The organism is Catalinimonas locisalis (assembly GCF_038039535.1).
In the GTDB taxonomy this organism is placed as follows: domain Bacteria; phylum Bacteroidota; class Bacteroidia; order Cytophagales; family Cyclobacteriaceae; genus Catalinimonas.
The window spans coordinates 1-13,510 of sequence record NZ_JBBPHP010000003.1 but is presented as its reverse complement, the minus strand read 5'-3'; the positions used below and the strand labels follow the sequence as shown (position 1 = coordinate 13,510).

The following is a 13,510-nucleotide window of genomic DNA, read 5'->3' as shown; positions in this document are numbered from 1 at the left end:
TGGGATTTTACCTAAGTCTCACCTACTATGTATCGTAAGCGCTCTTTTATTTTCCTGGGCAGCACCCTTTTCCTGATGTTTGTTACTCCGAAGATGGGCTTTAGTCAGGAAACATTTATGGTAGAGCAGCTTTATAATCACGCGAAGCAATTTCAGGATCAGGCCCTCTACGATAGTGCGTTGCACTACTATAAGATAGCAGAAAAACTTGCCCGACAGCAAGAAGACTGGCAGCGCCTGATGATGTGTCTGTATGGCGTCGGGGGCATTCGCTCAGATCAGGGGCGTTACGAGGAAGCGGAAAATCTGCTTAAGCAAGCATTACAGATCTCAGATCAAAAGTTTTCAAAACCTACTTATGAGACTGGTGAAGCCTACTACATTCTCGCTTATAATTACACCCAAAAGGCTAATTATCCAGAAGCACTAGAAGAATACAAAAAAGCACTGGAAATTTATGAAAGTATACAAGGTGAGCAGCATGTATCAGTAGCCAATGCCTATGCGGCCATAGGAGTTGTGTATAACAACCTTGATCATTCAAACGCTTTGGCCGTTGAGTCTTTTGAAAAAGCTAATGCTATTCTCAGAGATATTGGCAAAGGCGAGAGTGTTGAAATGGCTCGTAACTATAATGACCTTGCGAATACCTATCAGGATCTGGAGCAGTACGACCTGGCTCTGGACTACCATCACCAGAGTCTGGAGATCAAAAAGAGGATATTACGGGAGAATCATCCGGAATTGGCAGTCAGTTATTTCAACCTTGCTCAGGTATCTTTGAATAAAGGAGACCTGGATGCTGCCGTTACCTTCTATCAGAATGCGCTTGAAGTAGACATTTCCAATTTCGGTTATGAGCATCGTTGGGTAGCGGAAGATTACTTTAACCTGGCACATTGCTATAATGTCAAAGGGAGCTACGACAAAGCTATCCGTTATGCGCACAAAGCTTATGACATGCTTAAAGCTAATTATGGGGAAAATAACCTGAGAGTTGCTGAGGCCTTAAACGCTTTGGGAGATGCATACTTTCATACCGAAGATTTTGCCGCTGCTCAAAATACCTACCTGAAAGCCGAAGCTGTTTTTAAAGAACTAGCTGATAAATACCGGGCGCAGGATGCCCTGAATGGACGGGCATCCGTGTTAAACAGCCTGGGAGAAGTAATGCGGGAGAGGCAAGATTATGAGGCAAGCATACATAATCATCAGCAGGCTCTTCAACTGTATTTAGGGATGCAGGATACCAAGAAAGCATCAGTGGGAGGCACACAGTTATTACTAGCGCAGGCTTACCTGAGAAGTCAGGCTTATACTCAGGCTGAAAAACTATTGAAAGAAGCTTATGCTAATCTGTCTCAAAGTCTGGGGGATAAGCACCCTGAGGTAGCAGATGCCTACCGTTTGTTGGGCGATGTCAATATACAGCTTGAGCGGTACGATGCTGCTCTCAACTACTATCAGCGCTCATTAGCCTGTCTCGCGCCAGATGATAATATTAAGTCAATTGATAAACTTCCTTTTAAAGAGGGAATTCATCTCACACCCGCATTAATTACTACGCTGAGATACAAAGCTTTAAGTTTGCGCAGGCGTTTTGGTGAAACACAAGATGTAGAAGATCTGTATTTAGCCCTTAAACATCTGAATTTCGCGTCAGCTATGGTAGATAGTATGCGTATACTTTATATACAGGAGGGGTCTAATCGCAACCCACTCCAGGATCATCTGCCGGTGTATGAAGATGCCCTTTCTATACTGTACGACTTACATCATTTAGACCAGGATGAAAAATGGGTAGAAGCGGCTTTTAGCATGGTGGAACAAAGTAAAGCCATACAGCTGCTTTCTGCCCTGCGGGATGCTGATGCCCGTAACTTTGCCGCTGTACCGAATGCTATCTTACAGCAGGAAAAGCAAATGATGCTGGATTTGTCTTATTATGAAAATATGATGCGCAGAGGCGACAGTACCCAGCAGGAATGGAGAAGTAAGGCCTTTGCCATTAAGCAGTCGTATGATTCTCTGATCAAAAAAATTGCAGTGGACTATCCTGACTACTATGACCTGAAATACCAGTCTAAAGTCATGAATCTGAAGCAGGTCCAGGAGGAAATGTTAATGCCGAACGAAGCTTTACTGACTTACTTGCAGGGCGATGATAATATTTATAAAATCACTATTACTCAAGGAAGTGCGAAACTGGAAAAGATCGCCTACACTCATCAGCTTCAGGATGAACTGGATGCAGTACGGGCTGCTATCACCGAGAAGTGGTCTCTTGATCAGTTTGCTGAGCCTGCTCATGAAGTATACGCAAAACTTATTCTGCCCTCCGAAGCTTTGCTGAGGAATAAAAAACTCATCATCATTCCCGATGGTAAGCTGAGTTATCTGCCTTTTGAAGTATTATTAAAAGAAAAAGCTATGCCTGATGATGGTTATCGTGCTTTACCCTATCTGGTACGTGAGCATCAGGTCAATTACCAGTTCTCTGCCACACTGATGCAGGAGCAGAGGAAACGAAAGGGAACCCATGAAGCAGTAAACTACCTGGCTTTTGCACCTGAGTTTAATAAGACTACTCCCCTGCTAGCTTCTGCCAATGAAAGTTTGCTGCTGGCTAAAGACACTGTGAGGGGAGCTTTAGCTGAGCTCAAGGGCACTGCCCGGGAAGTCAAAGCCATTGACCATTGGATGAAGGGCAGCTACTATGAGGGTATAGAGGCTGACGAAGCGACATTTAAAGAGGAAGCCTCTAAATATCAGATTTTACACCTGGCGACCCATGCCATTGTAGATGACCAATACCCTATGAATTCCCGACTGCTATTCACTCCCTCAACCGCTTCAGAAGAAGATGGTAATCTGTATGCCTGGGAACTCTATGGTTTACAATTGGATGCCAAAATGGTAGTGCTTTCTGCCTGCAATACCGGCTATGGTAAAATCCAAAGGGGAGAGGGCGTAATGAGCCTAGGAAGGGCTTTTGCCTATGCGGGTTGCCCCAGCGTAGTGATGAGCCTTTGGCCCGCCCAGGACCGCGCCACAGCCGATCTGATGGAAGCTTTCTATGAAGAAATCGCCGGTGGACATGATAAAGATGTGGCTATGCAAAATGCCAAGCTGCGTTACCTAGATGAAGCGAACGAACTTTTTGTCCATCCTTTCTACTGGGCGGGTTTTATCGTACAGGGAGATACTCAATCGTTGGAGAATAGTAAACCCTGGGTGAGTTATGTTGGGATAGGAGGTGTCATGATGGTTTTGCTCTTTGGCCTCTGGGCGATACGAAAAAAAATCCTCTCCTAAGGGTAACCTTCTCACTTAACATTCAACTAACCATCAGATTTGGAGCAACTATCTACGCAAGAGTTACTTAAAGGCATACGGCAGCATGATGCTCGTGTATTAAAGCAAATCTATGAGGAGTTTTATCCAATGATACGCCATTTGGTTATCTCCAATAGGGGAAATGAAGAAGAAGCAAAAGACATTTTTCAGGAAACGCTGATGGTGATCTACGAAAAGCTGCGGGATGGCTCACTGAATTTTCAGTGTAGCCTGAAAACATATTGCTATGCCATTGCCAGAAATACCTGGCTTATGGTACTCCGGCGGAAGAAAAGAGACGGGGGAATGCTCAAAGACACCGAAAGTACCGACGACCTGGGTGATAAGTTAATTGAAGATATGACTTATGCCCGACGGAGGGTAGTTTTTCAGGAGCATATGGATAAGCTGGGCCAGGACTGTCAACAGATACTGAAAGCTTTCTTTCAGGGTAAATCCTTAAAGGAAATCGCTGAGGCAATGAAGTTTAGTCCTGCCTATGCGAAAAAGCGAAAGTATATATGCCAGCAGAAACTTATCAGCTCCATTGAGCAGGATACTCTTTTTAACGAACTTAATGAGCACTGAAGATAATGATTGAGGAAAAAGACATTGAACTTATAGAGCAATACCTCGGCGATTCCTTGGATGCTGAGGAGCGTACACTGGTTGAGCAGCGCCTTGCCTCTGATCCGGAATTTAAGAGAAGGGTAGAAATGATGCGTGAGCTTAACGATATGTATAGTAGCGAAGCGGAAGATTTTCGTGCTCTATTAGAGCGTACCTACCAGGAATATGAGCAAGAGAAGCCTCAAACCTCATTTGTTAAACAATACTGGCTGGTAGCGGCAAGTGTAACCATTGCTTTACTCATAGCAGCTTACTTCCTCTTTCTGAGCAATGCTGCTGACCTTCAGCAATTGTATGCTGAAAATTTTAGCTTGCCCCCGGATAACCTGACAGTGCGTACAGAACTGCCGGAACAGGAGCTTATCAATGCGGCAATGGAAAACTACACTAATGGGCAGCACCAGCAGGCTTCAGTTTTATTTGCGCAGGCGCTGGAAGCACAGCCGGATAGCATTCCTATTCTTTTTTACAGTGCGGTCAATCATATGGCTTTGGAAGAAATGGAGCAGGCCGTTTCTCAGCTCCAAGAAGTAACTGCCCAGGGCAATTCATCTTATCTGATGCCTGCCCGCTGGTATTTGGCTTTGGTATACCTACAAATGAACCAACAGGCTGAAGCTGAGAGAGTTCTGATTGAACTACAAAACTCATCTTCCTCCTATGCGGATAAGGCTGAAGAATTATTAGAAGAATTTGATTAAAAAATATAGATAAAGTGGGTAACCTCTATTAAACTCCTGCAACAAAGGTAGAAAATGAATAGCAGTACCGATCTGCTGATTGCTTAACTACCTTTATCATGAGTCTATTTAGAACCTATTTTCTCATTATTATTTTGCTGCTGCTCTGTACTGTATCTCTGCATGCCCAAGGGAGCAGGGGATACGGGCAAAACGGCCCCTTTACTTTCTTTCCCCAATCCCACCAGGATGGCCTCAGCAAATATTACCCTGGCAGCTTATATCTGGAGCCAGGCATAGGTGCAGGACTGTGGTACCAGTCGGATCAACTCAATTTGGAACCGCAGCAGTTGCCACTAATGGCTTTTCTGGAAGTCAGCAAAGACCTGAGCCCGCTTTCTTATGGGATCAGCTATAATACATTCACTTCTTTCCGGCAAAGAGACTTTGTGCTCCACCCTGAGTATGCAAGTTTGTATGCATGCTATTCTTTCTCTCAGCTTTTCCCATTTGTGCCTCCACAAATAGATGCTTTTGTCATGGCGGGGGCTACTGCCTGGCAGGCAGAACTCAGAGATGAGCGGGCACCCGAATTCCGTTCCGCCGAGCCGGTAGAGACCGACCGTGGGGCAGGCTGGATGGCAGGTGCCGGAGTTCGCTACTACCATAAAAATCTGGGGTTAGGAGCACAGTGGAATTATTATAATGCCCAGGCTTCGTTTCTGGCGGGTGCCGATGAGCCCGTATCTGTGGCAGTTGGTAGTGCCCAGGTACAACTCACCTTGAGCTACCGCTTCCGCCTCAGTGACCCTATCAAATGTCCTACTTTCCGTTAATCTAAATCCTTATGAAAATGTCTTATCTAAAACTATCCATCATCTTTGCTATCAGTATATCCTTTTCATTTCTGGCTTGCCAGCGGGAAGAAAATGAGTTTGACCGGCAGGTAAATGCAGCCGCTATTAATGATTTTCTGGATACAATCCCTGCTTTTGAACCTCCACCTCCGGCTTCGCTCACCACTGGCGAAATAAGCTACTCCGAAGACCAGACTTCTAACAATCTGGATGTGCTGTGCGAAAAGCAGGAGTTTGAAGAAACTTTTGTACTGGATAACTTAACGCTGAATGCCTTTAACAATAAAACGGCTACCAACACAGCAGCCCTCTATCCCGGCGCTATTATCCACCTCAAAGATCTCAAAGATATCGGTGACCTGAATACCATCGGTAGTTTTGAGCGCGAGCCTATACAGATCAATAGTACGTTGGGAGATTTCAGGGTGGTAGATGATCCTTCCAGCCGGGGCAATGTAGATAAGATGATCAAAGAGATAGAGAATCAGGGCGAAGACTTCGCTGCCAATATCAGTGCTGAGATTGTAGAAGCTTATTCGCTGGAACAGGCCATGTACCGCCTGGGCATAGATGCCAGTTACCTGGGTACTTCCGCCAGTTCTGACCTGAGCCTGGAGACTTCTGTGGAGAAGAAAAGTGTGTTTATCAAGTTCTTTCAGGTGTATCATACAGTTTCTATTTCCCGGCCTACCCAAGCGGCTGACTTTTTTGGATCTTCGGTAAACAAAGAAGATCTGGAATCTATCACCGGACCAGAGAAGCCGTTAGGCTATATTGAGGAGGTAGCTTATGGTAGAGTGCTGGTTGGCAACTTCACCTATACCGGCACAGAAATCAAGTCCTCTGCTGATCTGAAAGTAACGGTAGAAAGAGGCGTAGGAAGTGGAGGCGTATCCTTCAGTGCAGAAGATAGTGAGCTTTTACAAAATTCAACATTTAAAGTTGCCATACTGGGAGGAGACGCACAGGAAGCCTCCAAGATTTTTGGCAATGGAGTGAACGCCATTGAGAATGCGTGGAATTTCCTGGCCGAAGGTGGAAAAGACCGTTCTTTGGGCGTACCTGTACAATATAAAGTGCGCTATCTGGCAAATAACCAGCTTTTTGCGCTGGGAGGCTCTACCGGCTTCCAGGCGCCCTATTGCGATGTGCTGAATAATCATGTAACCATCACTAAGATCAGGCTTACCAAATTTCCTCCCAACAATTCTGATGGGAGAAAATGGGATTGGGGAGCTATCCCGGCAGGTAACAGAGAGCCTGATGTATATCCGGTGATCTCGCGAAGAGTGGGAAGCAGTTGGAAACAGGAAGGTAACTGGGAGGACAAAACCTCTTATCAGCTGAGCAGTAGTGACTTACCAAAAGACTATAGTGTCAGCTTCCCGGTGGGTAAGTCGCAGTTGAGAGATGCCTTTGCGCTACAAATCTATGATAATGATGATGGGGAACTCAAAGGGCAGCAATGGATGGGCACGATCTATTATGGTTTTGGTAATTATTTACGGACGGTCTCCAATCCCAAGCCGGAAAATCCTTATCCATCCTCTATCACCATTCAATCTAATTCGGGCTATAGTGCGGTGCTTTCGTTGAAATGGGAAGCCCGCGGGAACTAAGTGATAAATTAATTAGGGTAGTGTCAAGGAGCACCGCATTGGGTAATGCGGTGTTCTTTTTTTTTAATCATGTCAGATAGCGGGTAACCTTTTCCTGATAAGTTCAACCAATAATAAATGAGCAAGTATTTGTACCAAAAAATAATATGTATTATGAAAAGGTTAAAGCTTCTATTATCCGCATTACTTCTGTTTACAGCATGTGAAAAAGAAGAGGTTGCTCCAAAGAATCCTCTGGAAGGCTGGGAAGGAGAATACTTTACACAAACCAACTTTTGGGGTGCTTACTTTTCACCCATTGTAATTGAGGAAGATGGTAGCCTGCTGGTTGCAGGTACGGAAGTAGAGTATGAGTTTGATGAGATGACTAATACCTTTAGCTTTGACTGGACCAACATCAAAACTACTGAGGCTAAGTCTAGCTTTTCTTTTGAACAACATGGCGAAAACAAAATCCTCTCAGGGAGCATCAACCCACGCAGGCAGGATGGTGGTGTGAGCCTGAGAGGCGGCATCACTCCTTACACTGTATGGTCAGGTACGTATCAGACTTAGACCCAATGGTGGGGTGGCTACTTTTCTCCCCTGGATATTGATGAAGATGGTACTGTAACAATTGCTAATGAGGATGTGGAAGTATCCTTTGATGAGGAAACCCTGGAATTGTCATTTGACTGGACCAACATCAAGACCACTACTGCGAAAGCTGCGTTTACGTTCAGCGGAGATTATCCTGAGTATGTATTTTCCGGCAGTATTAATCCACGCCAGCAGGATGGACCGGTAGGCTTTAGTGGAAACAATCAATAGTATTCCATTCATAACCTCTTGTGCAAAGTATGATGAATGGGTTGGGCATAAGCCCTAAGGGTTGAGCGACTTGCCAATGCGCTCAACCTTAATTTCACTCAGCTGCCGTACATTTCTTCTGCCTGTCTGAATGTCGTGCGGAGAAATGAGCATGATTGGTCCATCATAGTCTGAAAGAGATTCTCCACCTTGCTCGTATACTACGTACACTGATTTGCCCACTTCGGTATTGAACAGTTCATTCCAGGAAAACACTACCTGATAACCATCTGCTGCACGGGCGGTCAGATAGTATTCACTCAGCACTTTTGGGTTTTCCGCTTGTATTCCGGCCTGGGCTATCACTTCTGTCATGAGTATCCCTTTCATGTTGGGGGTCTCCTTTTTAAATTCGCCTTTATGACTGGTAATCCTGACAGGTTCTATGCTGTGCGCAACCATCTGCTGAAGATCAGCAACGGACAGGCTCAAAGGCTTTTCTACTTTGCCACTCAAACGAAGGGTAGCAGCGCTTTGAGCAAAAATGCTGCTACTCAGCGTAAGCGCAAAAAGAAGGGTGAGGAAGAAGGCTGAGGCTTTCATAATTTATACCAGTATTAACGACCTGCTTCTGCCATTTGCTTCAGATGTTTGTCGGCAAAATCCAGGTACTGCTCCCAGTCATAGGCTTTGAGGTCATGCCCTTCTGTGCGGATATGGTAGCCAATCGTACCCATCACCGGGCGGTTTACTACCGGCATCTCTTCTACCGGTAAGCCTTCTTTTCCCAACAGCTCATAGACTTTGCTGGCATGCTTGCTGCTTAAAAATTCTCCTCTCGGATCTGCCCAAAGGTCTCCAGCAGCACTGGCTACATATAATGGGCGAGGAGCCATCAGGGCAAGTAGCATATGCTGATCTACCGGCAGTGCCGACTCATTGTCATTATACTGATTAAAATTATCGGCAAACCAGTGAGGGAAAGAAGTATTGATGCGGGCCACTGTTTCTCCGAATTTACGCCGTGAGATTGCAGCACCTCCGCAGCCTGAATCGTTGGAAATGACCAACGCAAAACGCTCATCGGTAGCACCTGCCCAGAGTGCTGCCTTACCTATTCTTGAGTGCCCGATGACTGCTACTTTCGCGGCATCAATACTGTTCTCAGTTTCCAGGTAATCCAAGGCACGGGAAAGCCCCCAGGCCCAGGCGGCAATACTACCCCACTCGTCATCGGCGGGTTTCTGCCCGGCCTTGTGAAACAATGCGTGAATACCATTCTCAAATCCATCATCAAAGTCAGGGTCAATATCACCGTAATAGATGTTGATAAGGGCATAGCCCCGGTCAATGATGCGCTCTACCGGCCAGCGGCTCACCCTTACGCCCCGTGATTTTTCATCAGCCTGATTGCCGCTGATATTGAATTCTTCATTGTTTCTTGCCCAGCTATCGCTAATGCTGATGTGTGGGTCGGGATGAATGGTATGGTTACCGTAAAAATTAAGTCCCAGAAAAGCAGGCACGGGCTGTACGGCATCATTGGGAATGAACATCAGCAGGCTCATATCGTGTGAGGCCTGTCCCTTGCTGAAAGTTACTTTCACTTCTTTGAGCGTAGCGGCTCCATCCAGAGCCTCAGGATAATTGGTAGTGACCACGTAGTCAACTTTTATGTCGGCCTCCGGTACTTTACCGTATACATGCTCGGCAAAAAGCTGAAGAATTTCTGGTCTGCGTAATTCGCGCCAGCTTTGGGCATCTTTCACCGTACGCCCGTCGCTAAGCGTAAGTATATCGGGCAAAGTATAGTCCGGTACTTTGGTCTCATCATAATTATACTGGTCATGAGACTGGGCAAAAGCTGTGGTAGCCATAAAAATAAAAAGTAAGATGTAGGTTGTGGTATGTTTAAGCATAGCTGTTATTTTAAAAAGCTTTTGCATCAATATAGAAAAATTAATGCTTCTAGCGTGTCTGGCTAGGGTAAAAAATGATATGCTAACACTCCATGGTTTTAATTTTTTGCAAAGTTTATCCTGTCATATATTAAGCTCAATTATTTGTAAAAACTATATATAAAGTTTGAATAATGCTCTTATGCTTGGCTTTGCTGCTCTTTTTTACAAGACTTATGTGAATTTTAAAAACAATACAATGAATCCAACGAATATACTGCATATCAAAAATATGGTTTGTAACCGCTGTATCATGGCGGTAGAAGAGATATTGAATAAACAGGAAATTCCCTACCAGTCCATAAGGCTGGGTGAGGTGCAACTGACATCGCCCTTATCTGAAGAAAAAAAAGCTGAGCTGGAAAAGGAATTAACCTCCATAGGTTTTGCTCTGATTGATGACCGCAAAAGCCAGATCATTGAAAAAATTGTCAATATCCTGATTGAACAAATCTATCAGTCGGACGAAGCACTTAAAGTGAACCTTTCAGAGTATCTCGCAGAGAAACTGCATTACGATTACAACTATCTGAGTAATATTTTTTCAGAAGTGAAAGGAACCACCATTGAAAAATACTTCATCGCCCAGAAGATTGAGCGGGTAAAAGAACTTTTAGTGTACAATGAGTTTTCGTTGAGCGAAATCGCCTACCAGCTAGGTTATAGCAGTGTAGCGCATTTGAGCAGTCAGTTCAAAAAAGTCACCGGCCTAACCCCCAGCCACTTCAAAAGTATCAGAACAGACAAGCGCAAACCTCTGGATGAGGTGTAAATTATATAAGATTTTCCCAAAATCCTGTAACAAAAACTATGATGAGGTTGAGATCTTTGTAAGGTAAATTATGGGAATAATGGATCATCAACACGAACAGCATACACACGCACAACAACATCAGCAGGAACATGAACACCATCAGCATGGGGGAGGACATGATCATCACGATCATCATGCTCACATGATTGAGGACTTCAAAAAACGTTTCTGGGTATCGCTGGTCATTACCTTACCGATCTTGGTTCTGGCCCCAATGATACAGGAGTTATTAGGTTATGAACTGCGTTTTGCCGGAGACCGCTATTTGCAATTTGGCCTCTCCACCATTGTCTTTTTCTACGGTGGCTGGCCATTTCTGAAGGGAATGGTAGATGAAATCAAAGAGAAGGCTCCCGGCATGATGACGCTGATTGCTCTGGCTATTGCGGTAGCTTATTTTTACAGTTCAGCAGTGGTTTTTGGCCTGGAAGGAAAAATCTTCTTCTGGGAGCTGGTAAGTTTGATAGACATTATGCTGGTAGGACACTGGATAGAGATGAAATCAGTAATGGGAGCCTCCAATGCATTGCAGGAACTGGCTAAAATGATGCCTTCAGAGGCGCACCGTATCAAAGAGGATGGCGAAACCGAAGAGGTAAAAATTGCTGACCTCAAGAAAGAAGACCTTATACTGGTTAAGCCTGGTGAAAAAATTCCCGCCGATGGCGAAGTCAAAGAAGGAGAGAGCCATGTAAATGAATCTATGCTTACCGGGGAGTCCAAACCAGTGCCTAAGAAAGCCGGAGATCAGATAATCGGAGGTTCTGTGAATGACAATGGTTCGCTCAAAGTCATTGTAAAACACACCGGAGAAGACTCTTACCTCTCCAAAGTGGTAGGTATGGTTAGAGAAGCCCAGGAGACCAAATCCAAGACTCAGAACCTGGCCAATAAAGCGGCAGGCTGGTTGTTCTATGTCGCTTTAGGCGCAGGTATCATTACCTTAATAGTTTGGTTATCTATCGGTAATGAGTTTGACTACGCATTAGAGCGTATGGTTACAGTGATGATCATCTCCTGTCCGCATGCTTTAGGTTTAGCTGTCCCTTTGGTGGTGGCTATCTCTACCGCAGTTTCTGCTCAGAAAGGCTTACTGATCCGTAATCGTACCGCTTTTGAAAATGCACGTAAGCTGACCACCATTATTTTTGATAAAACAGGAACCCTTACTAAAGGAGAATTTGGCGTAACTCGTTATGAAGCTACTGCCGACACATATTCCAAAGAAGATGTCTTAAAAATAGCGGCTGCACTGGAGAGTAATTCGGAGCACCCCATTGCCGCAGGAATATTGCGCAAGGCCAGAGAGCATGAACTGAAAGTTGAAGAAGCCAGTAATTTCCGGAACATCACCGGCAAAGGTGTGGAAGCAGAGTGGAATGGCAAACAAGTAAGTATCGTCAGTCCCGGCTATCTGAAGGATGAGGATATTGATCAGCCTGAAGACGCTTTCAAAGATGAATCAGAGACCGTAGTATTTGTACTGATTGATAACGTGCTGGCAGGCTATATCGCACTGGCAGATGAGGTGAGGGAAGAAGCTTTTGATGCCGTCAAAACACTAAAAAGCCAGGGAATAAAAGTCATTATGGCTACCGGGGATAATCAAAAAGTAGCTAAAGCAGTGAGCAAAGCCCTGAATCTGGATGGTTATCATGCGGAAGTATTACCTGAAGACAAGCAGAAAATCATCAAAGATTTGCAGGCCAAAGGTGAGTTCGTAGCCATGACTGGCGATGGTGTCAATGATGCGCCCGCGCTGGCTCAGGCCAACATTGGGATCGCGGTTGGTTCAGGAACAGATGTGGCGGCTGAAACTGCCGATATTGTGCTGGTCAACAGCAATCCTAAAGACATTGCGGCATTGATACTGTTTGGTGAGGCTACCTATAAAAAAATGGTACAAAACCTGTTCTGGGCAGCGGGTTATAATATAGTAGCGGTGCCTTTGGCGGCTGGTGTACTGGCACCTTTGGGCATTATCCTCAGTCCGGCCATAGGCGCGGTACTTATGAGCCTCAGCACCGTGATCGTGGCCATCAACGCACAACTATTAAGGAGACAAATGAAGGTATAGTAGTGAATTTTGTAAGCTTTCTTATGATAGAATTGACGGTGAGCAGCTTTATGCAAACCGCATAAAAAAGTGAGTTGGGCTTTCGCTCAACTCATTAATTTTAAACGCTAATATATCGGCAAATTATCTTCTTCCGCCAAACATATATCCACCAATTCTGAAACCCAGATAGCTGTTTTTGATCTTTCCGGTAGTTGTACCACCAGTAGTACCATCAGCCATGATCGACTCAGAAGCTGAAATGATATTGTAATCAAGATTGATATTGAAATTACCGATATCTACTCCTAATCTGGGATAGAAACCAATTTCTGATCCACCGCCAACTTCAGCGTTGGTATCGCTGGCAGAAACTGCGGCTAAGATGTAGACACCAACACCGGCACCTACATAAGGGCGAACCTTAGAAGTAGTAAGGTAATACTGACCATTGACAGTGTAAGAACCGTTGGCTGAAGCACTGGCTTCAGAGCCATCAGGGCTGATTTTTGCCATAACAGCGGATTCCATCCTTAAGCCTACGGCAATGTCATCATTAATTCTGTATGCGGGTTCAAGGTCAATTAAGATTCCCCCTCCACCACTACTGGGTTTGGCATACCCCAGTCCTAAACCTAACTTAAAGGGCTTGTAATCCTGTGCTGAAGCAAAACTTGCTACCAACATCATACTTAGAGCATGTTTAAAAATTTGCTTTTGTTTCAAGCTAATCTTTGAATTACAATTTGGCAATTCTGCCAGAGCACCCAA

General features: G+C 44.8%; 12 protein-coding genes. 9 read left to right on the top strand and 3 right to left on the bottom strand.

Translation table 11 applies throughout. The features are described 5' to 3' along the window. Window positions 1-27 precede the first annotated feature (27 nt). From WJR50_RS06055 to WJR50_RS06025, 7 genes are all read left to right on the top strand, one after another. On the top strand, window positions 28-3,315 hold the full coding sequence (locus WJR50_RS06055; RefSeq protein WP_341292344.1) for a CHAT domain-containing protein: 3,288 nt from the start codon (window positions 28-30) through the stop codon (window positions 3,313-3,315). Between the two features lie 39 nt (window positions 3,316-3,354). Then, a complete protein-coding gene (locus WJR50_RS06050) occupies window positions 3,355-3,924 on the top strand; it encodes an RNA polymerase sigma factor (protein WP_341292343.1) in 570 nt (189 codons plus the stop codon). A gap of 5 nt (window positions 3,925-3,929) precedes the next feature. Beyond that, complete coding sequence (locus WJR50_RS06045; RefSeq protein ID WP_341292342.1) at window positions 3,930-4,667, top strand: tetratricopeptide repeat protein; 738 nt, start codon at window positions 3,930-3,932, stop codon at window positions 4,665-4,667. Window positions 4,668-4,765: 98 nt separating this feature from the next. Next, a complete protein-coding gene (locus tag WJR50_RS06040; RefSeq protein WP_341292341.1) occupies window positions 4,766-5,482 on the top strand; it encodes an outer membrane protein in 717 nt (238 codons plus the stop codon). An 11-nt stretch (window positions 5,483-5,493) separates the two neighbouring features. Next, window positions 5,494-7,122 (top strand): thiol-activated cytolysin family protein, encoded by a 1,629-nt coding sequence (locus tag WJR50_RS06035; protein WP_341292340.1) that lies wholly within the window; start codon window positions 5,494-5,496, stop codon window positions 7,120-7,122. A 153-nt stretch (window positions 7,123-7,275) separates the two neighbouring features. Further along, window positions 7,276-7,677: a hypothetical protein gene (locus WJR50_RS06030; RefSeq protein ID WP_341292339.1), complete on the top strand. Its 402-nt coding sequence runs from the start codon at window positions 7,276-7,278 to the stop codon at window positions 7,675-7,677. 75 nt (window positions 7,678-7,752) lie between these two features. After that, the gene (locus WJR50_RS06025) at window positions 7,753-7,932 is read left to right on the top strand and encodes a hypothetical protein (RefSeq protein ID WP_341292338.1); all 180 of its coding nucleotides are present in this window, start codon (window positions 7,753-7,755) and stop codon (window positions 7,930-7,932) included. A gap of 54 nt (window positions 7,933-7,986) precedes the next feature. On the opposite strand, the gene WJR50_RS06020 is transcribed toward WJR50_RS06025, so the two are convergent. Together WJR50_RS06020 and WJR50_RS06015 are read right to left on the bottom strand one after the other, a co-directional pair. Then, window positions 7,987-8,514, bottom strand: a complete 528-nt coding sequence (locus tag WJR50_RS06020) for a molybdopterin-dependent oxidoreductase (RefSeq protein ID WP_341292337.1) — start codon at window positions 8,512-8,514, stop codon at window positions 7,987-7,989. 14 nt (window positions 8,515-8,528) lie between these two features. Then, the gene (locus tag WJR50_RS06015) at window positions 8,529-9,830 is read right to left on the bottom strand and encodes an alpha/beta hydrolase family protein (RefSeq protein WP_341292336.1); all 1,302 of its coding nucleotides are present in this window, start codon (window positions 9,828-9,830) and stop codon (window positions 8,529-8,531) included. Between the two features lie 238 nt (window positions 9,831-10,068). On the opposite strand from WJR50_RS06015, the gene WJR50_RS06010 reads away from it, so the two are divergent. Next, complete coding sequence (locus WJR50_RS06010; protein ID WP_341292335.1) at window positions 10,069-10,641, top strand: helix-turn-helix domain-containing protein; 573 nt, start codon at window positions 10,069-10,071, stop codon at window positions 10,639-10,641. A gap of 79 nt (window positions 10,642-10,720) precedes the next feature. After that, complete coding sequence (locus tag WJR50_RS06005) at window positions 10,721-12,760, top strand: copper-translocating P-type ATPase (RefSeq protein WP_341292334.1); 2,040 nt, start codon at window positions 10,721-10,723, stop codon at window positions 12,758-12,760. Window positions 12,761-12,883: 123 nt separating this feature from the next. Here WJR50_RS06005 and WJR50_RS06000 read toward each other — a convergent pair. Further along, window positions 12,884-13,510, bottom strand: a 627-nt coding sequence (locus tag WJR50_RS06000; protein WP_341292333.1) for an outer membrane beta-barrel protein, incomplete at its 5' end; no start/stop codon positions are given.